The sequence below is a fragment of the Bradyrhizobium sp. SBR1B genome (assembly GCF_014198205.1).
Lineage (GTDB): Bacteria > Pseudomonadota > Alphaproteobacteria > Rhizobiales > Xanthobacteraceae > Bradyrhizobium.
In genome coordinates, this window is the sequence record NZ_JACIHC010000011.1 from 74,632 (window position 1) to 95,051 (window position 20,420).

Genomic DNA, 20,420 nt, shown 5'->3' on the forward strand with positions numbered 1-20,420 from the left:
ATTCTCGCAGCTCGGGGTGTCGACAAATCTGCTCGTGAACCGGGCGTGCGCCGCATCGCGTGCTCGCGCCTGGGTGTCCGAAGCCCCCAATCTGGGCCCGCAGTGAAACAGGGGGCCTCGTCTTGCGCTGACAGCCCCCGAGGATGTTGAAATAAATATTGCGACAGACGTTTCCACCAGCTCGAGTCGTGCCTTGCGGCAGCCGGGCATGCTCGCACAACCCGGCAAAAGCACGACTGCACATCGTCCACGTCGCGGACGATGACCTCGCGAGAGGGTAGCCGCAGAGCAAGCCGCGCATTCAGCGCGGTCGCGGAGAACAGGTCAGCGGGCGTCGATGCCCGCCGAGATAGGAGAGATTAACCGTGACAAGAGAAATCGAGACCCGAGAACAGCGCGAGAGGCGGGAACTGGATGATGGAATTGGACAGGCAGCTGGAACAAACATTCCCCGCGAGCGATCCGCCGAAAATCACGCGCCCTGCTCCAGCTAGGAAAAGCAGGTAGGCTAGAACGGTCCGGCCCGCGTGGCTTCCGCGGCCGCGGATCATTGGCGCCCTGACGGTTCTTCCCCCATTCTCTCCGCGCAGACGGCTGGCGCCAATGAGGGTGATCAATGTGATCGGCGTCGTGCGTGAAAAGGATGTGCGAACGGATCGCGGCGCCGAATAGGAGCACTCGGTCGAGGTTTTAGATGCGGCAGCAATCAGCACTCCGACGAAAAGCAAAATTCGCCGGCCGATGTGACAAGGCGTGAACTAGGCGGCAGCATTGGCGCGCGCGAATGTCGGCATCACCATGAGCGTCCCACTCGGAAGCGGCGCGCCCGGCGGCTCACTGTAGCGGGCTTCTTTGAATTCCCACTGCCGGCGGCGGTGCTGGGCCATGAGGACGGCGCAGTCATAGCGGTTCTTGATTGCCGGAGACGCACCGATACAGGTGGGCGGGCGCTGCGATTAGGTGTTTCTTAAATATCCGCCGCGCGAACTTGGCTTTGATCCATCGAGGTCGCGAGAAAGCCTTGCTAGTCAGGAGTAGTCATGGCTCGCATCGCGTTCGGTTACGGTTTGAATGCGAGCGAGACTAAGACGCTCCGGAGGTGCTCCGGCCGAGCAAGAGCTCCCTAAGAACGACGGCATCGTTGTGAGCAGCATCATGCGCTGCGAAAACGAGCGTAATACGCCCCCGTTGGGCATGGGCGCGTAACTCGTCAAGCCGCTCGCGGTGCTGGCGCATCTCTTCCGAGTAGCGGCGGCGGAACTCGGGCCAACGATCGGGATTGTGCCCGAACCACTTCCGCAGCCCGGTGCTAGGCGCAATATCCTTGGCCCATAGGTCGATCGCCGCGTCCACTTTCCTGACACCGCGGGGCCAAAGTCGGTCTACCAGAATTCGCGTGCCGTCACCGGAGTGAACATCATCGTATGCGCGCTTCAACTTGATGTTCTCCGCGACAATCTTGCTTCCCATCGATGTCTCTCCCTTCTCTCGACCGGTCCGTTCGATTCCGAACGACGATCTAATCTGTAACGATTCTACTCGATGATCGTGCGGCCGTATCCGCCTGTGCAGTCTTGCTGACGACGTTGATCGGCTCGCCGGATTCCCTGGTCGAATTCCGCATGTTGTTTCCCGAAATGGCGATCGAGATGAATAGCGCCCCGACGACCACCCACACCGTCAACCCACCGATTCCATCTTCTGCCCAGGGCGCGGCCGATGAGGGACGGCCATGCGACGGCAATAGATCGATCAAGCGACCAGCCAGCACGATAGCGTCCGACGGAGACCATCGCTCGCTCTTCGATTGTGAAATCGTCGCGGCAAAGCTCTGTATTGCCTGAGCCTTTGAAAGGTTGGTTAGGCGAGCCGCCTCCTGCCAGGGATCGACGTCCTGGCGCGCGAGTAGTGACAAGACGCTCAAGTTGCTCTGGTCTGTCTCGCATATGGAGGCAAACAGGAATGCGTCGTATTGAGAGTCGAGACCGCACAGTCCGGCCATGATATCCTCCCATGACCTCATTGCCTCATCGGCGCTGCGGCGTCCTGCGCGCCGTCGGCGGATTTTGATTGAACATCACAGCAGTGATCTGTGCTTCAGTCGCAACTTGGGCACACGGGCGCCCCGCCATGTATCGTCCGTGGCGACATGCGATTTCGCGCAAAAGCGGGTAATCTTGGGGGGATCGCTCGCCGGAAATGTGTCCTCCAGCTCCCGATTCAGTTGACGGTCAATCTCTCTCTTCTCCCGCTGTGCAAAAGAATCTCTGGCGGTCACGACAATCTCCCTTCGTTTTTGCATGTGTAGCGCGACACGAAAGACCTGCTGGCCCCACGCGGGCTATGCGGCCATGGCTTCAAGCTGCTCGACTTGTTTGCGGTGTAGCAGCAGCAAGTAGATGAGCTTCGCATTCAGTTTGGAATCGAAGATATCCACGACGGCATCCTCGATCATGTCGGCCAGCATGGCCTGATTGCGGCTTGCAAATCTGATCCGGCTTCGGAGGCTGCAATCGATATTGGGAATTGCGTCCGCCGCCCTTGCGCGAAGCATGCCGGTCCCGCCTCTCGCGGCAATCTCCTTTCTGAGCAGGATGCAAATCGCTCCCTGGCCCATTTCGGCCTCCAAGGCCAGGTCTGCAAGACGAGTGCAGGCCGCACGACCGATCGCCGCGTATGCGGCCGAGCCGATGTGTTCCCATTCAAGCAGTTGCTTGAGAAAACTCAGTATCTCCTCTTTGGACCAATAGCCGAAGTAGCTGGAGTCGAGTGCATTCACCTTGAGAGGAGAGGGCGCAAGCTGCCGGATTGTGACGTCTGCGTTTGTCTGTTGGGGTAACCGGGCTTTCCGCATAATGTCGTTTCCCTGCGAGAACGAGAAGGATCTGCAGTCCTTGGCTCATTGGGCCATCGATGTCTTGGGCTGCCGCGCATCAGTACCGGGCATTCGGCCGAGTTCTACAAGCGAAAAGTATTGTAAATTTGCATCAAGAATGTTGTTGGCTTGTGAGAGCGCGGGGGTGCGCTTGTGCCAGGCACATGTCGCGCCTTCTTGACTTTGCCCCCATGAAGCGAAGATGAGATCGGCTATGACGGTCGAAGTCAGGTCGTGCGCGCTGTAGAACGCTCTCGCTCGATGCGTTCGGTCACGTCCCGGGCCATGGCGACCGCGCCAAGCACGTTGTCGTCGTCGCCCTTCACGAGGGCAAAGGTGATCTCGACGTAGAGCTTGCGTCCGCTCTTATGCAGGGCTCGCGTCAAGGTCGGACGACCTTGCAGCTTCATTACGCCCGTTGACATCGCTGCGTCGAAGCCCCGCCAGTGCGGAGCGCGGAGATGCTCTGGAATGATCAGATCGAGACGTTGTCCGAGCGCCTCTTCCGAGGGGGAAGCCGAACATGGCCACCGAAGCGCGGTTCCATCGCGCGATATCACCCGATCGGTCTGCGTAGATGACGGCATCGGCAATTTGATCGAGAATTGCCTCAGACAACAGTTCGTTTTGCATGGGGCCCTCTGGTGAACGATATCGTCTAGCCCTGATCGGGCGGTCGGTCGTCAACTCTCGCGAGGCGCCGGAGTTCACGGTGGCGGCGCTTGAACCGTTGAACACATCGGAGGCGACGCTCTAGCGTCAGATTCAGGAGGATAGATCAATTTTCTTGATCGTGATGCGCAATGTTTTTCGCTTGTGTTGAGCGAGCCGTGAGCGAAAATTGCGACATTCGACCCGCCAGGAGTTCGCGATGAATACGCCCGACGGCCATCCGATTGCACTTCCTCCAGTCATGCTTTCAGAGGCGGACCGAGACAGGCTGTACGCAATCGCCATCTCCGCGCTGACGAACTGCCGTATGGAGTCGTCCGCGTCGAACGTACTACGGGAGATATCTCGGGCGAAAATCGTCCCTGATGACGAGCTTCCAAAGAACGTCGTAGCAGTCAATTCGCATGTGGACGTGCGCGATAATGTTACCGGCACGACAAGGCAGGTCGTCCTCGTCATGCCCGACGAAACGTCGAGACAACCGAACGCGGTTTCGGTATTGAGTCCCCTAGGAGCAGCCTTGATAGGACTGTCGGAAGGCCACTCGGTCGAATGGTGTTCAACAATTGGCGAGCCGTGCAGCGTGACTGTCCTCCGGTCGACAGCGAGTTCGGCAAGATCGCCAGCCCGTGCTGATCGGCATGTATCGCGCAGTCAGTCCCGTTCATGAAGGGTTCGGTTCCGTGCGACACAATTTCAGCGTCGCATGGCCGCGCATGATGTCCGTGCTGTCGAGGTCGCGCTTCACATGCGATTGAACGCCGTTTCGTTCGAGCCGACCCCGCAGGGCTCGGCCCGTCTCTTTGGCTAGTTCTGGCCCCTCGTGCCGGCAAGAATGGATCGCGGCAACGAGCAGTGCTTCTCCGTGCTCGTTGTCTGCGTGGAAGGTCAGGAGAACTTCTCAGCAAATTGCTTTGCTAGAGCGTCGGCGGTGGCTTCTGCGATTTGATAGATGTGAGTCTTCATCTCTTCCCAGGTTTGAGCCTCGGCGTCGTACTGGTGATCGGTCAATTGCTGGATCTGCTGGATGTGATGACTACCGTGGGCCTGGAGCAGGCCGTTCACTGCATCCTTCTGCAGATATGGGTTTGCCTTGCTCAGAAAGTTTGCAATCTGCTCAGCGTTCGAAGTCAGAGATTGAGTTGCCGCGCCTTGCCTGGTGGCGTCGCCGGCGACCGTCGCTGTAAGATAGGCTTTTACGGCACCATAGTGCCCCGCAAGGAGCTTGAAGAAGGCGTCCTTGGCCGCTGCGCCGTAGAATGGCTCGATGGCCGCAGCGAGGGATTGAGCGTTGGCAACGGCTTGTCGTTCTGCCGTTTTTGCGATCGTTCCCTGCTTTTCGATCGTCGCGAGCGAGACGGCTCTTACCCAGAAAATGTGTCCGATCCAAAGATCGCGAAGCGTGGCCGCCGTCTCGGAAGTCTTGTCGGTTCGCGTTTTTCCCTTGTTGAAGCGCGAGCGCCTGCCGGCCGCGAACGCGCTGTTGGAGAGAGGCAGAAGACCGGCGATAGCGGCGCCGACGGTGAGAAGCTGACGACGATGGGCAAGCTGGCGTACTACGTCTCGCGACATCGAAACCTCCTTGGGCGGACCTGAGCCGCTTTGTTGTGTGCTTGCGAGAACTGTATTCATCCGTGGTTGAACGACGCAAACGAAATTCGTTGACAGTTCAATGCAAGTTCGATGCAGGTGGCTGTTCAAACGGACAGCGTCGACACCCTTGTCGCTTCGTCACATGTCACGTCTTAGAGCATTCTCGGATTGTGCGTTGTTGTCATGCGAGACCCCGCAGCAACAAAACCGATATCAATTGTTGATACTTTTCGTTTGTCAAACTTGATCCCAGACATACGTTGATTACGGCTTGATCGTGCAGATCGTTGGCGCCGACCGCGTGCTGCAGAGGAATGCCGAGATGACGCAAACTTCAGTAGGTGCTCTTTTCAGAGCGCTTCTGCGGACCTTCGACGGTCGATGGTGTCGACACTGTCCTGAAGGCTCAATGGCTATCGGCCATCCTTGCTCCAGCAGCTTGAACGTGTCGATAGGGCGCCCGCCGCTCGCGCCGTCTATAGGGCCAAGATTGCCGGATGCGTCGGCGGTCAGGCGTGTCGCTTCTGGCCGCGCACAAGTATGGAAAGGAAACCCCACATGTATAAGAAAATCTTGTTGGCTTTCGACGGCTCGCCCGATGGCCGCGAGGCACTGGCGCAGGCCGAGACGTTGGCATCAAGGTGCGGTGCGACGGTTCATCTTCTGGCGATTGTCGACGCTGCCGAAAGCATGCTCATCGGGGAAGCGATGACTTATATCCCCCAAAATCAGCAGTTTGTGATGCAGAAGGTGCTCGACGAAGGCGTCAAGCGTTTCCAGCGCGCTGGCTGCATCGCGACCAGCGAGATCCGGTATGGAAGGCCGGCCGAGCAGATAGTGCTCTCTGCCCGGGAAATGGGCGCCAAGTTGATTGTTGTGGGCCATCGAGATCAAGGGACCCTTGCGCGCTGGTTGAACGGGTCGGTCGGCGAATCGATCTTGCATCAACCACCCTGCAGCGTTCTCATCGCCGTTAAGCCCCAGCGGACGGCGAGCAGCGTCGCGCCGATATCGCAACCGAAGGCGAGGAGGAAAGCATGAACTCCGTGTTCAAAATCTCCCGTCTGTCGGCTCTCTTGCTATTTGCCGCAGCCGTCTCGATGCCGTCGGGCGAGGTCCTTGCAAAGGAGATCGTCTTGGGAGCGTCGGTACAGCTGACGGGACCCGTCGCCAATACCGGCCGCTACTATCGCGACGCCTATCAGCTCGCGGTCGATCGCGTTAATGCCGCGGGCGGCATCAAGATCGGCGATGAATCGTACAAGCTCGCGCTCAAGCTCTACGACAATCAGTCCGACGTGAACTTGAGTGTGCGTCAGTACACGCAGTTGGTTTCGCAGGACAAGGTCGATTTCCTGCTGGGGCCGTTTGCGAGCAATTTCGCGCTTGCGGATTCGGCCGTGTCCGAAAAATACAGGATTCCAATGGTGCAGGGGGGCGGCGCGTCCGACCAGATCTTCTCGCGCGGCTTCAAGTACATCTTCGGGACGCTGGCGCCGGCCAGCAACTACTTTGGCTCGACAATCGAGATGTTGAAGGGGCTCGATCCCGCGCCCAAATCGGTCGCGCTACTGTACGCGGACGATGCCTTCGACGTTTCGGTGGCGGAGGGGACTCGACCAAAATTGAAGAAGGCGGGTCTGACGATGGTCATGGACGAGCGATACAGCACGAACGCCACCGACTTCAGTTCGCTTCTGTCGCAGATCAAAAGCAAGAACATCGATGCGGTGCTGGTCGCCGGTCATGAAACCGAGATCCTGAACTTCGTGCGACAGGCGAAGAGCCTGGCGGTCGCTCCGAAGATGTATTCCTTCACTGTGGGCGTTCCCAGCGAGGATTTCCGCAAGGCGCTGGGCAAGGACGCCGATTACGCCTTCGGCATGACGGCCTGGCTACCTTCGGCAGACCTGAAGGACCGCTGGTTTGGCGATGCCGCGCAGTTCGCGGCCGTCTACAAGGCGAAGTTCGGCTACGACCCCGATTATCATGCCGCCTCGGGCGTCGCCGACGTGGAAGCGCTGGTGCAGGCCGCAGAAATTGCAGGCTCGACGGATCCCGCGAAGGTGCGCGACGCGCTCTCGAAAGTGAAGTTCGACAGCCTGTATGGTCCGGTTGCATTCAATGAGAACGGCCAGATCGATCTGCCCCAGACGGTCATTCAGGTCCAAGGGGACCGCTTGATCGCGATTTACGGCGGCAATGGCAAGATCGCGCCGCCGAAATATCCCATGCCGGCCTGGGACGCGCGCTAGGCACACTGCGAAGCCTTCGACTGAGAAGGGGAAGATGTGGACCTGCTTGCGCAAGTTCTTGTCAACGGAATGCTCCTGGGCGGTCTGTACGCCGTGATGGCGCTCGGTCTCGCCCTGGTCTGGGGCGTCCTCAATATCGTCAACCTTGCGCATGGCGCGTTCATCATGCTCGGCGGCTATGTGTCCTGGTACCTGTACACTTATGCCGGCATCGACCCGTTTCTGGGGCTGCCGCTGGCTGCCGTGGTGATGTTCGCGGTGGGATACGGCGTGCAGCGAGGCCTTTTGAACCTGATTGTCAGGGCACCGATGTTCAACACTCTGCTGGTGACCTTCGGGATCGAGGTCGTGCTCACCTACCTGGCTCAGTTGGCGTTTTCAGCCGACTTTCGTACCATCAACCCGCCCTATGCCGGCAACAGCATCGCCTTGGGGACGGTGGTACTGCCGGTGTCACGTCTTCTGGCGTTCGGCATTGCGATCCTGCTGACGGTCAGCATGTGGCTCTTCTTGCTGCGCACACAGCTCGGTCGTGCGATCCGCGCCACCGCGCAAAATCTGGTTGCGGCCCGGCTCTACGGCGTCGAGCCCCGGCACCTCTACGCCATGACGTTTGGAATTGGGATTGCGCTGGCTGGCGCCGCCGGAGGCCTCTACGGAACGGTATCGCAAATCAACCCCTATATCGGCGCGGCGCTGACGGCCAAATCCTTTGCCATCTCGATCATCGGCGGACTGGACAATCCGCTCGGCGTGATCGTCGGCGGCTTGTTCCTGGGAATCCTGGAGTCCCTGACCGCGCTCTATATCGGATCGACCTTCTCCGACGTGGCAAGCTTCGGCGTGCTGGTGTTGGTGCTGATCGTGCGCCCCAACGGTCTGCTCGGGAAAGCGGCATGAGGGCGGCACGCACTATGCTACTTCTGGCCGCGCTTGCCGTCCTAGTGGCGGTGCCGTGGTTCGGTTCGGACGTGCTCATCCAGTTCGGCATCAATGCCCTGCTTCTCGCTGTTCTGGCGCAGGGCTGGAACGTCATTGGAGGCTATGCGGGCTATGCCTCCTTCGGCAATTCGGTTTTCTACGGGCTAGGCAGCTACGGCGTGGCCATTGCGATGGCGCAGTGGCAATTGCCTTTCGGGGGCGGCCTCCTGTTCGGCGCGGCGCTTGCGGTCGTGTTTGCCGTGCTCATCGGGATGCCGGTGTTGCGGCTGAGGGGACACTACTTCGCCATCGCGACGCTGGCGCTCGCCCAGGTCATGGCCGCGATCGTCTCCAACGTGAAACTGGCGGGGCGGAACGTTGGACTCGTCTTGCCGCCCCTCAACAACGACCCGCTGTTTTACGAGTTGTCGCTGGTGCTGCTCGTGCTCGCGACGCTGACCGTCTACTGGCTGACACGCAGCCGCTTCGGCTTTGGATTGATCGCTATCCGCGAAAATGAGGAAGGCGCGGCGGTGATGGGTGTCAATACGACCCTCTACAAAACCGTGGCTTTCGCCATCTCGGGCGTATTCAGTGCGCTGGCGGGCGGCATTCACGCCTATTGGGTTACGTTCATCGACCCGGAAAGCGCATTCGATATCGGCCTGAACGTCAAGATGATCATCATGGCGGTATTTGGCGGACCCGGGACGGTTTTCGGCCCCGTCGTCGGGGCGCTTTCGCTTTCGGCGGTCTCCGAGCTTCTGTCGAGCGAGATCACCAGTCTCGCGGGTCTGTTCTTCGGCGTTATCGTCGTCGTCGCGGTCGTCTTGATGCCGCGCGGTCTGGCCGACGTGCTGCGGCGCTTTCGCAACACGGGCTGGCGCTACTTCGCCGAAAATATTCGGAGCCACCAGCTATGACGGCGATGCTCGAAATCAGCCACGTCACCCGGCGCTTTGAGGGCTTGGTCGCCGTCGACGACGTCAGCTTCATGCTGCTGCGCGGCGAGATCCTCGGCCTGATCGGTCCGAACGGTGCAGGCAAATCTACGCTAGTCAGCCTAATAAGCGGAACGCTGGCTCCCAGCTCCGGCGACATCCTCTTCGAAGGAAGGTCCATCGTCCGCTTGCCTGCATATCGCCGTGCGAGACTGGGTATAGGCCGCACCTTCCAGGTCATGCGTCCCTTTCCCGGTTTATCGGTTCTGGACAACGTCGCCGTGGGGGCGCTGTTCGGACGGGGAGGTGGACAGGTCCAAATGGCGAGAGCCCGCGAGCAGGCCCGCGCTCAGCTCGATTTCGTCGGACTGGCCAAAAATATCGATCAGCGAGCCGACGAATTGGGGGGGCCGGGCCGCAAGCGGCTCGAGCTGGCAAAGGCGTTGGCAATGAAGCCGAAGGTTCTTCTGTGCGATGAGGTCATGGCGGGTCTCAATCAGGTCGAGATCGAAGACGTGATCGAAGTGATCCGCAAAGTTCGCAATGAGGGGATCAGCGTCCTTGTCATCGAGCACGTCATCAAGGCCATCAGGAGTCTGTCGGATCGGCTGCTGGTGCTGAATCATGGCGTGAAGATCGCCGAGGGCGATCCGGGCCGCGTCCTGTCGAACCAAACGGTCGTCGAGGCCTATCTCGGCAAGAGGCGGGCATGAAATTGGACCCGGCAGCCAAAGCGGTCCCGCTGCTTGACGTGCGCGGAGTAAGTGCGGGCTACGGCGGAATGCCGGTCTTGCAGGACGTAACCCTGAAGATCTACCCGGCCGAGGTCGTGGCACTGGTCGGCAGCAACGGAGCAGGCAAAACCACCCTGCTGCGCGCACTGTCGCGCGTGCTTCCCTGCCAGGGCAGCATGACCTTAAATTCCCGGAACCTCTTGCCGATGACGTCCGACGGTGCCTTTAGAGCCGGCCTCGTGCAGGTTCCTGAAGGTCGTCAGCTCTTCGACCGCATGAGCGTACGGGACAATCTGTTGATGGGCGCGTTCGTACGCGCGGACAAGTCTGGAATAAGCCGAGACCTGGACAGAATGTACTCTCTATTTCCGCGCCTGGCGGAGCGCCGGCGTCAGCTTGCCGGCAGCTTGTCGGGAGGCGAACAGCAGATGTGCGCGATGGCCCGCGGATTGATGGCCGCTCCGATCCTCTTGATGATCGACGAGATGAGCTTGGGACTGGCACCCGTGGTCGTCGAGCAGTTGATCGATGCGCTGGTGGCGATCCGCAGCGAGGGCGTGACAGTTCTGTTGGTCGAACAGGACGTCAATCTGGCTCTGTCGGTTGCCGACCGAGGTTACGTCATGGAAACCGGACATATCGCTCGCAGCGGGTCCGCCAAGCAGCTCGTCCACGATCCAGAAGTCCGACGTGCGTATCTCGGGCTTTGAGACCTCGGCCTGCGACGGAACGACCGTATCGAGGAAGGTCGATTCGATGTGAAGGCGCGGTGGAAAGACAGTTTCGTGCCATGCCGGAAAGGGGAGTACGTTGAAATGCCGGTTTTGCCCAAACCGCAATTCGAGCACACTGTCATCAAGCATGATACGATCGCTAAACTGAAATCGCTGCAACCGAGCAACGACGGCTGCAACGTGCACGGTAGCGCCGAAACGGTGATCTGCGACTTCCTCGACGCAGTCGGCTACGAAGAGATCGCACGCGAATTTCGGAAGGTCCACGAGATGTATCCGGTGGTGGTTCCCAGATACTCGAGGCCTTCCTGGCGATCTTAGGCGAGTGACACGAGCGGCGGGCGCAAAGGCTCGCTTGGTCTGAAGCGGACATGGCGCTCCGCTGCCGGCGAAGAGGTTGGTCCCGCTCCTTTGGCCCAAGTCTTCCATCGCCAGAGAGCCACATGTGACATCGCGCCATCCAAATGGACCGTGGGCCGCAACGTCTCTGACGTGGGCCTGGAAGAAGGACGCGAATTTCAGCGATCAAGAATCATGCATTTAAGCTGCAATTAAAATCGATTGCCGCTCGGGTGCTCTGATGGAAGATAGATGCAACCACTTGCTTTGAAGGTCGTGAGGCAAGCAGGTCTAGCGTTCCAAGCTTGATCGGAATTGGCGATGACAACCATGTCGACAGTCGGTGACGCGCACGATGGGGGGCAGGCACATCCAGGCGGCTGGCGTCGCTATCTCTATTCGACTAACCACAAGGATATCGGCACGATGTACTTCGTGCTCGCCATATGTGCAGGTTTTATCGGCGGAACCTTTTCGGTTTTGATTCGGATGGAATTGCAGCATACCGGCCTGCAGATCTTCACGGACCCGCACGTCTACAACGTATTCGTAACAGGCCACGGTCTGATCATGATTTTCTTTACGCTGATGCCTGCGATGATGGGCGGATTCGGCAACTGGATGGTGCCGCTCATGATCGGCGCGCCGGACATGGCGTTTCCGCGCATGAACAACATTTCATTCTGGCTGCTGCCGGCGTCGTTTGCTCTGCTCATCATTTCGATGTTCGTCGAAGGCGCGCCTGGATCAGATGGCGCCGGCACCGGGTGGACGCTCTACGCCCCGTTGTCGACCGCTGGTCATCCGGGACCGGCAGTCGATTTCGTGATCCTGTCGATGCATCTCGCGGGTGCGTCGTCGATTCTCGGCTCGATCAACTTCATCACGACGATCTTCAATATGCGAGCGCCCGGCATGACGATGCATATGATGCCATTGTTCGTCTGGTCGGTCCTCGTCACGGCCTTCCTGCTGCTGCTGTCTCTTCCTGTACTGGCCGGCGCCATTACCATGCTTCTCACCGACCGTAATTTCGGAACGACGTTCTTCGCGCCCGAAGGCGGCGGAGACCCAATCCTGTATCAGCATCTGTTCTGGTTCTTCGGTCATCCCGAGGTCTACATCATGATCCTGCCGGGTTTCGGCATCGTGAGCCATGTCGTTTCCACGTTCAGCCGCAAGCCGATCTTCGGCTATCTGGGGATGGTCTATGCGCTGCTTGCGATTGGGGTTATCGGATTCCTCGTCTGGGCCCATCATATGTACACCGTCGGCATGTCCAGCAGCGCGCAGGCGTATTTCGCCTTGGCCAGCATGGTTATCGCTGTGCCGACGGGCATAAAGATCTTTTCCTGGATCGCGACGATGTGGGGCGGCTCGATAGCCTTTAGGACGCCGATGCTGTGGGCAGTTGGATTCATATTCGTCTTCACGATCGGAGGAGTCACCGGCGTTGTGCTTGCCAATCCGGGCATCGACCGATCGCTGCAGGACACCTACTACGTCGTTGCGCATTTCCATTACGTCCTGTCGCTTGGTGCCGTGTTCGCAATTTTTGCAGGCTGGTATTATTGGTTTCCGAAAATGACCGGATACATGTTTTCGGAAACCCTCGGTAAACTGCACTTCTGGCTGACGTTTGTCGGCGTCAACATTGCGTTTTTCCCTATGCATTTTCTCGGATTGTCGGGAATGTCGCGACGAATAGCAGACTATCCAGACGCATTCGGTGGCCTGAATCAGATTGCCTCCGTCGGGTCCTATCTCTCCGCCGCCGGTCTGATCACGTTCTTCGTGACCATGGTGTATGCCTTCGTCCGGAAAGAGACGGCAGCGGGCAACCCGTGGGGGCCCGGCGCGACTACGCTGGAGTGGACGCTTTCGTCTCCGCCGCCGTTCCACCAATTCCAAGTATTGCCTCGGATTTCGGGAGATCATTAGGAACCACTGCGCACGTTGGCGCGAAAGAAGCAGGCGGCTCAGATCGCCGCGGAAGCAAGAGGCATGACAGGACGAAGAGCGCTCTTCATCGATGGAGCCAATCTGGATCGGACAGCGAGAAACCTTGGCTTCGAGATCGATTACAAAAGATTATTGCTGGAATTCGAAAAATCCGGGACCATAGTCCGTTCTTACTTCTACTTGACGATAAGAGAAAGCGCGGCCGGCGACGTTCAGCGTCTCACTGACTGGCTCGAGGTCAATCGGTTCACCGTCCGTACGAAGTTGATCAAGCGCCATGAGGATGAGGGTAGGAGGTCGAGACGCAGCATTGGTATAGACCTCGCCATTGACGCGCTCGAGATCGCTCCGCAACTGGATGAACTGTTCCTTTTCTCTGGCGACGGCGATTTTCGTGCCCTCGTCGAAGCGCTTCAGCGTTTGGGGGGGCAGAGTCACGGTCGTGTCGAGTGTACAGACCACACCGGCGATGGCATCCGAAGAGCTGAGACGGCAAGCAGACGCGTTCCTCGAGTTGGCAACGCTAAGGAATTCAATCCAGAGATAGACGCGCTGGACGAATGGAGAGAGTTAGCAGCGCAAACTCGATGCAATATCCAAGTCATTTTCGGGGCTTTGAAATGCCCCCGCTGGCGACCCGCGAGCGCGGCGGAAATCGGCGTAAACGTAAAGGTGAAGCCCGATGGACGCTATTTCGTCGTGCGCAGTCACCCATGGGGGATGGCCAATCCGGATATCGAAGATGACGGGCGCTTGACGTGCGTCAAGCGCCCGATGACGGCCAAGCGGCCGGTCCGGGATGCCAAGGGCCGGCAAGGACCAGAATGCCGAAGCTCCTGCGCATCGAGCCGTGAATGAGGTAAAGCAAGCACCGGGTGGGGCGGGCCGGTCTGGTGGATGAACAGGGCGCCCGACCTCAATTGGCATAAGGCGAAAAACAGGCTCTATCAGGTCTGAGTGAATAGCACTCCATGCGATGCGCGAGAATGGCGAGATACAAGCGGCGCTTGAATAGGTCTTGCGGGACCGCGATCGCCGATCGAGCCGCGGCGCCGCGCACGGGCACGGGATAGGCTGCAGCTTTATAGAAAGGCGGGGCATGGCGCGGGTGACCGGCCTAATGCTCCCGCACAAAGCCTGGTGTACGGGACGTTATAACCGTCTACGTCAGCTCGCTTTGCGGATCGCGATCCCCTTGGAGTTGATACGGCCCATCAAATCTTTCCAAGACTTGACGAAAGACTGGTTTCCGTCGTTCTGCAGCTTGGCAGCGAGTAGGTCGATATCGATGCCGGCCTTCAGGAATTCGGCGAGAACCCTCTCGCAGTCTCCTCCGTCAGGACCGAGCGTCGTGTCGACCTCGCCGTGGTCTTCAAAGGCCTTGAGGGTAGCGTCCGGTATCGTATTGATCGTGAAAGGTGCCGCGAGTGCTTTGATGTAGAGGATATCGGAGGCGCGCGGATCTTTGGTGCCGGTGCTGGCCCATAGCAGGCGCTGAGGTAGTGCGCCGGCGTTGGCGGCGCGCAGGAAGCGCGGGGAGGCCAACAACTCTCGATAAGCCTTGTAGGTCCGCTGAGCGACGGCTATGCCGAGCCGGGTTGTCAGCGCGCCCGGAACCTTGTCGGCGACTGCGACATCCCAGCGGCTGACGAAGAGCGAGGCGACCGAGGCGACTGCCGGATTCAGCCCCGCCGCGATGCGCCGCTCGACGCCGCGCAGGTAGGACTCGGCAGCCGCGACGAATTGCTCGCGCGAAAAAAGCAGCGTGACGTTGATGGGAACGCCGGCAAAGATAGCCGCCTCGATGGCAGGCAGCCCTTCCGCAGTGCCGGGAATCTTAATGAACAGGTTGGGCTTGCCGCCACGCCGGTGAAGCTCGAGCGCCGCCTCGACGGTCTTGTCGCTGTCATGAGCTAAGGCGGGCGAGACTTCCAGCGACACCCAGCCGTCGATCCCATTTGTCCGGACGAAAACAGGTTGAAACAACTCGGCGGCGCGGGTCAAATCTGCCAGAGCCAGATCGAAAAAAAGATCCTCAGCCGATTTTGTCGGCAACGCTTGCCGGGAAATTTCGACGTCATAGGTTGCGCTGTTTTTGATCGCATGATCGAAGATTGCGGGGTTCGACGTCAGTCCCGTTACCGAGAGCTCGTCGATGTAGCGTTGCAAAGTGCCGTCGTTCAGCAAATCGCGAGTGATGTTGTCGAGCCACAAGCTTTGACCGAAATCGTGAAGCGTTCTTGTCGGATTCATTGCGCTACCTCCGTGCTGAATGCGACGGGCATAGACGTCGGCGCCAGGCGACAGATGTGCTCCGGTCGTCCGGCGACGGATTGGATGACGCCGTTGTTCACACCGAAGCACATTAGATATTCAAAGGTCGCGCTTAACGTCACGCCGTTAGTTTTGTCTCTTGTGCGCATTTGACAAGCGACAAACTGTCTGACGCTCTATCGTGAGCCTGACGCTTACTTCAGACAAACGAATTTTCCTGAGAGTTAAGAACAAACTTCATGCTTAAGGCGGCGGAGGACCTTTAGCGTCCAAGGCGACCTGATGCGCGCGGCAAGCGGGCTTAATCCATTAAGATCTCTATTGGTGATGCTAGTGAAGTCGACTCGAACTGCGCCACTGCGAAAGAGTACTTGGCCCAGATTAGCCGCGGACGGCACCCGAAGAACGACAAACAAGCCGAGGGATTGGATCCCGTCCGGCAGACGCGCTGATCGAAATGAGAGAGTTTGCAGCGCAAAGTCGATGCGTTTGTTGATGTGCTACCAGACGGTCCATCGCTGCGAACCCGATTGCCTCGGCATCCTGCCGATCAAGCACGGGTGAGGTCGGGCCGAAGCTGGCGCTCCGGCCTGGCGCGGTCGTCACCCTTTGGAACGCGAACGATCGATTCGAGGAGGGCTATCTGCAGCGTTACGCCTGCTACCTCATCACGGCCGACGCCGGATACCCAGACAGGACGGATACGTCCGGGTGGTCGGCTGCACCGACTACGTCATCAGCGTCGCCGGGCACCGGCTTTCGAAGGGCGCGATGGAGGAGGCCATTGCGTTGGCCCCGGCACTGTTGGGCCCGATAGAGTGCAAAGACTCAACGGGCGTCCTTTAGTTTCAGAGAGTCGAATATTTCTCCTCCGTGGCGACTGTCTGGCCGTCTTTGAGGGCACGATACGACTATCGGACCTGTACCTCTATCCGACGGAAGGGGTCAGCCATATCGTCGTGATCGCTGCGACTGCTGAAAAACATCAGAGCCATCAGCCCGCAACCGACTAGCAGGGAGAAGAATGTTCCGAGGCCAAGAGCTATCCAGCCATGCTTTCCGATTTCCACACCGGTGGTCGCTCCCCACGTAACAAGAGTTCCAGCGCCGGTGAGCAACAATATGGCTGTTAGAATGGTCAACAGAGCGATTTCCGCGCCTTTAATCTTCCTCATATCCTGCTCCCGTTCTTCCGCCCGACGAGCCTTTAAGTGCGTGGGGCTGCAAGTTTGCGGCGGCCGGACTGATCCGTGGCATTTACGAGGGAACAACGTGCTCTAAGCCGCGCTCGTATGGTGGGTCCTGCATCGCCGATCCACCGATCTGTCTGGCTGTCATTCCGAAACCGACAGAACGGTCAGATCTCCTTTTCGCCTGCCGGGTGTCTCGAAGTCGATCCGCTGACGCTTCTCGGCTTCGAAATTGGCCATTGATCTTTGCTATGCCCCAGATGGTCCTGGGTCATCATCAAATGGCTTGCGCTGCCGACGCGCCGCCCTGCGCACGAGTGGGACTACCTTGGCATCTGACTGGGTCACATTTGCACCCTGACAACGTTCAAACAGCCGGCAACGAAGTATAGCATTCGGTCGCCGACCTGGAGTCCGATCAAAGCTGCACCTAGCGGTCAAAACTGAAATGCGGGCAAGATCCGATTGACACTCTTCGGGCCAGACCAGTTGGACCCTCCGCCGAGGAACGCCCCAGTTGATGGAATAGGTGATCCAGGATCTTAGTTACGAATGAGGCGAGATCTTCCGACTCTTCGGGTACGATCTCGGCCCTGTTGATCTCACCCATAAGGAAGATGCCGTCCAAGTCTCCTTGTTGGGCGGCAAGGCGGGCGAGTTGTTCGAGCCGTGGATAGTCAGATGCGGTGAGCGCGATTTTTTGAAAGGGCAGCATGACAACTCCTTCTGCTTCAATACGATCTCTCGGGTGGAGATCGCGAAAGCTGGAAAAGAGCCCGGACGGCGCGCACACCGTCCGGCTAACCGCCTGCGTGAAAGAGGCCGGCGTGAAGATCAAAGCGTGCCGCGCGCGTATCAATGTCTGCCCGTCGTGCGGCACCGCGATGACCGGCTGTTCCCGGCGATGCCGCGGCTCCTGCGGCAGCGCTATGGTCTGCCTAAACGCGCTCGCCCGGCGACAATGAAATGGCGCTCGTACCGCAGCGACGTGGCGTAGGTGGTGGCGACCGCCGCGGTGATGAGGGAGGAGGGGTGTCTCTGTGCCTCTTCGACTCGAATTGGACGTCGATTGCTGGAGTTAGCTCAAACTTGCCCATGATGGACCGGACTGGCTGATCTCGGACCCCGTTGCACGATACTTGATCATTTGGATGGGCGAGATATTTGGACCGCGGATTGCGCCAGCAGGCAACAGCTCCTGTGCGATTGCCATCAAGCGTTCGGCAATTTTGAAAGTTCGCGGGTTCAACGCTGTTGTCGCGCATTTCCTGTTCGTCAAGCGCGCTCTGCTGGCAACACGTTTCAGTCCGTGTCCGGGGCGCTCGGCTACGAGTCGGGGAGCGCGTTCATCACCATGTTCAAGAAGGCGCTTGGCAAGCCGCCGGCGCGCTACTTCTCCGAGCGCGAGGCCGGCCAGACTGGGCCGGGGAGATCCGTCGCGAGACGAACTGCAAGCTTCGCCGGATGCCTGAGGTGCGGGACGCGCTCAATGGACTTTCGAAACGCGGATGGCTGGAGTTAGAGCGCTTCGTTTCGGACGATCTCGATGCCGAAGCCTGACAATCCTTTGAAGTGATGCGTCGACGACGTGAGGTGACGGATGGAGCTGATCTTGAGATCCCGCAGGATCTGGGCGCCGACGCCGATCTCGCGCCATTGCCGATTACGGTCGTCTTCGCGCGAACTGATCGGGCCTAGCGGCGCAGGCGGAACGCCCGCCGCGCCGTCGCGCAGATAGACGAGCACGCCGCTGCCATTATCCTTGAAGCGTTGCAGAATGACGTTCATCTTGGCCCGTTCCTGACCCGAGAACAAATCGCGCAGGATGTTGGGTTTGTAGAAGCGCGTGAGGACGTTGGTGCCGTCGCCCAGTTCTCCGTAGATATAGGCGACGTGATGAATGGGGTCGAACGGCGAGCGATACGAATAGCCCTGGAGCGGGCCGATCGAGCTCTCCGCCGTGACGCTCGAGACGCGCTCGATCAGCGTCTCGCGGGCCTGCCGGAAGCTGATGAGGTCTGCGATGGTGACCTGTTTCAGCTTGTGCTTGTCGGCGAACGCCGCGACTTGCGGACCCTTCATCACCGAGCCATCGTCGTTCATCAGTTCGCTGATGACACCGACCGGCTCGAGACCTGCCAGTCTGCACAGGTCGACGGCGGCCTCGGTGTGACCCGAGCGCATGAGTACGCCCCCTTCTTTTGCGATCAGCGGGAAAACGTGTCCCGGCCGGCAAAAATCGCCGGCGCCAGCGTTGGGGTTGGCGAGTGCACGGCAGCACGATGCCCGCTCTTCGGCCGAGATGCCCGTACCGTTATCCGGCCGGTAGTCCACTGACACGGTGAACGCCGTGGTGTGAGCCGAGTCGTTGTTGACAACCATCGGGTCGAGCCGCAGGCGTCTCGCGTCTTCGAGGGTAATCGGAGCGCAGACGATTCCCGATGTATGGCGAATGATAAAGGCCATCTTCTCAGCCGTACACCGCGAGGCGGCAACGACGAGGTCCCCTTCGCCCTCGCGATCGTCGTCGTCGGTGACCACGACGATTTCGCCGTCGGCGAGCGCCTGCAGGGCCGCTTCGATCGATCCCGTCATCTCGGTCGCTCTGCTCGCTGGAACCGACGGGTGCTCGCGTTGGGTCGTGTGCGGATTGTCAGGCTCGCAGCGCCGCTCGAGCACTCTGCCGATCTTAACTTCACCATTATTGCCAACTGGCCGGAGCCCATGGCGGGGCGCCTCATAGCCTTTCCACGCTGTAGCTGGGACGATTGGTGTCGAGCCCGATCGGCGCATCGGACAGCAAAGGACCGGTTGGGTCGTATCGGGGTCTTCGTGAGCGCTCCAGAGGGCGCGAGGGGGTGGCGCAAGCCTTGACGGTGACCGGCCGATTGGCGTCGATCGGCAGCACGGTCTTGTGCGAAATGCGCTTGAGGGCCAGATTTGATCGAATGCTGCTGACGCCGGGAATGCGGGATAGTTTGTTGACAATCAGGTCTTCGAGATCTTCGATGTCGGCCGCCATGACGCGGAGCATGTAGTCGCTCTCACCGGTCATGAGATAGCATTCCATTACCTGGGCCAGCCGGTCGATGGATCGGGTGAAATTCTCGAGGGACGTCTGGACCTGCTTTTCCAGCTTGATCTGGATGAAAGCCGTTACACCAATGCCGAGCACGGCGGGATCGAGAAGGGCGATCCGTCGATCGATCACGCCGAGCTTTTCGAGTGTTCTGACGCGTGCCAGACACGGCGACGGCGAGAGATTGACGCGTGATGCGAGCTCGACATTGGTCAAGCTCGCATTCTGCTGGAGCTCGTTGAGGATCTTGATATCTATTCTGTCGAGAGAGGTTGTCGACATCGCGTATCTCCCAAGTATGGCAGTCTTCTGCGGCGCGTATCACCGTCGTTTGCGGGTTGATGACAATCGCGTGGTAAAAGCTAACCGCAATTGCGCTTGTGGGATTTCGACAAATCGTCGATTTGTATCGAAAAACCGTCAACCTTCGCATTGTGCATTGCGATCAGGAGGTTAGTTGCCTACTTCCGATACATTTTTGCCTATGCGATATGCAGGCCGACGTTGATCCACGGATTCGGTCAAGATGTAATGCCCGCCGCTCCATCGATTGGCTCCCCATGTCACTTGACGGGACGTGCAGCAGAGCTCGATGTCGAGAGCTGCCCTGTTTCGTACAACCGCCTGTCGTCGCGTGTGGCCCCGGTCCCACGTCGCTGACCACGCCGCGGGCGTTGCGCGAGACAAAAGGTTCGGCAGCAACGACGCCCACCCTCGTCAACCAGAAAATGGCAAAGATCGGCCGGATGCAGAGTTGGATCTAGCGACTCGACAAGTCGTTACAGCATAAAATGCTGATGAAGCTTCTGTGACAGGCGTTGTTCAAGCAGTAATGCTGTGAGGCTCGGGCG

General features: G+C 59.2%; 20 protein-coding genes and 1 pseudogene. 11 read left to right on the plus strand and 10 right to left on the minus strand.

What is annotated here, in order from left to right:
• Positions 1 to 1,083: 1,083 nt before the first annotated feature.
• The 4 genes from GGD61_RS25080 to GGD61_RS25095 form a co-directional block, all read right to left on the minus strand.
• On the minus strand, positions 1,084 to 1,470 hold the full coding sequence (locus GGD61_RS25080; RefSeq protein ID WP_183231439.1) for a DUF488 domain-containing protein: 387 nt from the start codon (positions 1,468 to 1,470) through the stop codon (positions 1,084 to 1,086).
• A 49-nt stretch (positions 1,471 to 1,519) separates the two neighbouring features.
• Entirely contained in the window at positions 1,520 to 2,002 is a 483-nt protein-coding gene (locus GGD61_RS25085; RefSeq protein ID WP_183231440.1) for a hypothetical protein, read from the minus strand.
• Between the two features lie 339 nt (positions 2,003 to 2,341).
• Positions 2,342 to 2,854 carry a hypothetical protein gene (locus GGD61_RS25090; RefSeq protein WP_183231441.1) on the minus strand — a complete coding sequence of 171 codons (513 nt, stop codon included), beginning with the start codon at positions 2,852 to 2,854 and terminating at the stop codon, positions 2,342 to 2,344.
• Positions 2,855 to 3,102: 248 nt separating this feature from the next.
• On the minus strand, positions 3,103 to 3,462 hold the full coding sequence (locus GGD61_RS25095) for a PAS domain S-box protein (protein ID WP_246786043.1): 360 nt from the start codon (positions 3,460 to 3,462) through the stop codon (positions 3,103 to 3,105).
• Between the two features lie 392 nt (positions 3,463 to 3,854).
• Here GGD61_RS25095 and GGD61_RS41680 point away from each other — a divergent pair, with 392 nt between their 5' ends.
• Positions 3,855 to 4,217 (plus strand): GreA/GreB family elongation factor, encoded by a 363-nt coding sequence (locus GGD61_RS41680; RefSeq protein ID WP_409362472.1) that lies wholly within the window; start codon positions 3,855 to 3,857, stop codon positions 4,215 to 4,217.
• A 218-nt stretch (positions 4,218 to 4,435) separates the two neighbouring features.
• Here GGD61_RS41680 and GGD61_RS25105 read toward each other — a convergent pair whose 3' ends face one another.
• A complete protein-coding gene (locus tag GGD61_RS25105; RefSeq protein ID WP_183231443.1) occupies positions 4,436 to 5,119 on the minus strand; it encodes a hypothetical protein in 684 nt (227 codons plus the stop codon).
• Between the two features lie 579 nt (positions 5,120 to 5,698).
• On the opposite strand from GGD61_RS25105, the gene GGD61_RS25110 reads away from it, so the two are divergent.
• From GGD61_RS25110 to GGD61_RS40665, 9 genes are all read left to right on the plus strand, one after another.
• The gene (locus tag GGD61_RS25110) at positions 5,699 to 6,181 is read left to right on the plus strand and encodes a universal stress protein (protein ID WP_183231444.1); all 483 of its coding nucleotides are present in this window, start codon (positions 5,699 to 5,701) and stop codon (positions 6,179 to 6,181) included.
• A 59-nt stretch (positions 6,182 to 6,240) separates the two neighbouring features.
• A complete protein-coding gene (locus GGD61_RS25115) occupies positions 6,241 to 7,395 on the plus strand; it encodes an amino acid ABC transporter substrate-binding protein (RefSeq protein ID WP_246786044.1) in 1,155 nt (384 codons plus the stop codon).
• Positions 7,396 to 7,431: 36 nt separating this feature from the next.
• The gene (locus GGD61_RS25120) at positions 7,432 to 8,295 is read left to right on the plus strand and encodes a branched-chain amino acid ABC transporter permease (RefSeq protein ID WP_028141337.1); all 864 of its coding nucleotides are present in this window, start codon (positions 7,432 to 7,434) and stop codon (positions 8,293 to 8,295) included.
• Complete coding sequence (locus tag GGD61_RS25125; RefSeq protein ID WP_183231446.1) at positions 8,292 to 9,239, plus strand: branched-chain amino acid ABC transporter permease; 948 nt, start codon at positions 8,292 to 8,294, stop codon at positions 9,237 to 9,239. The genes GGD61_RS25120 and GGD61_RS25125 overlap by 4 nt, the downstream gene beginning before the upstream one ends.
• Positions 9,236 to 9,970, plus strand: a complete 735-nt coding sequence (locus GGD61_RS25130; protein ID WP_183231447.1) for an ABC transporter ATP-binding protein — start codon at positions 9,236 to 9,238, stop codon at positions 9,968 to 9,970. Before GGD61_RS25125 ends, GGD61_RS25130 begins: the two co-directional genes overlap by 4 nt.
• Complete coding sequence (locus GGD61_RS25135; RefSeq protein WP_183231448.1) at positions 9,967 to 10,701, plus strand: ABC transporter ATP-binding protein; 735 nt, start codon at positions 9,967 to 9,969, stop codon at positions 10,699 to 10,701. The genes GGD61_RS25130 and GGD61_RS25135 overlap by 4 nt, the downstream gene beginning before the upstream one ends.
• 105 nt (positions 10,702 to 10,806) lie before the next feature.
• Complete coding sequence (locus GGD61_RS25140; protein WP_183231449.1) at positions 10,807 to 11,046, plus strand: hypothetical protein; 240 nt, start codon at positions 10,807 to 10,809, stop codon at positions 11,044 to 11,046.
• 339 nt (positions 11,047 to 11,385) lie between these two features.
• A complete protein-coding gene (ctaD, locus tag GGD61_RS25145; RefSeq protein ID WP_183231450.1) occupies positions 11,386 to 13,005 on the plus strand; it encodes a cytochrome c oxidase subunit I in 1,620 nt (539 codons plus the stop codon).
• A gap of 15 nt (positions 13,006 to 13,020) precedes the next feature.
• A complete protein-coding gene (locus GGD61_RS40665; RefSeq protein WP_246786032.1) occupies positions 13,021 to 13,884 on the plus strand; it encodes an NYN domain-containing protein in 864 nt (287 codons plus the stop codon).
• A 309-nt stretch (positions 13,885 to 14,193) separates the two neighbouring features.
• On the opposite strand, the gene tal is transcribed toward GGD61_RS40665, so the two are convergent.
• From tal to GGD61_RS40670, 3 genes are all read right to left on the minus strand, one after another.
• Positions 14,194 to 15,279 carry a transaldolase gene (gene tal, locus GGD61_RS25155; protein ID WP_183231451.1) on the minus strand — a complete coding sequence of 362 codons (1,086 nt, stop codon included), beginning with the start codon at positions 15,277 to 15,279 and terminating at the stop codon, positions 14,194 to 14,196.
• A gap of 932 nt (positions 15,280 to 16,211) precedes the next feature.
• Positions 16,212 to 16,475, minus strand: a complete 264-nt coding sequence (locus tag GGD61_RS25160; protein WP_183231452.1) for a hypothetical protein — start codon at positions 16,473 to 16,475, stop codon at positions 16,212 to 16,214.
• Between the two features lie 445 nt (positions 16,476 to 16,920).
• Entirely contained in the window at positions 16,921 to 17,205 is a 285-nt protein-coding gene (locus tag GGD61_RS40670; RefSeq protein ID WP_246786033.1) for a hypothetical protein, read from the minus strand.
• A gap of 594 nt (positions 17,206 to 17,799) precedes the next feature.
• On the opposite strand from GGD61_RS40670, the pseudogene GGD61_RS40675 reads away from it, so the two are divergent.
• A pseudogene (locus tag GGD61_RS40675) lies at positions 17,800 to 18,012 on the plus strand (hypothetical protein); the annotation flags it as partial.
• Here GGD61_RS40675 and ribB read toward each other — a convergent pair.
• Positions 18,009 to 19,085 carry a 3,4-dihydroxy-2-butanone-4-phosphate synthase gene (gene ribB / locus GGD61_RS25170; protein WP_183231453.1) on the minus strand — a complete coding sequence of 359 codons (1,077 nt, stop codon included), beginning with the start codon at positions 19,083 to 19,085 and terminating at the stop codon, positions 18,009 to 18,011. The pseudogene GGD61_RS40675 and the gene ribB overlap by 4 nt on opposite strands.
• Positions 19,086 to 19,227: 142 nt before the next feature.
• On the minus strand, positions 19,228 to 19,785 hold the full coding sequence (locus GGD61_RS25175) for an Lrp/AsnC family transcriptional regulator (RefSeq protein ID WP_246786034.1): 558 nt from the start codon (positions 19,783 to 19,785) through the stop codon (positions 19,228 to 19,230).
• Positions 19,786 to 20,420 lie beyond the last annotated feature (635 nt).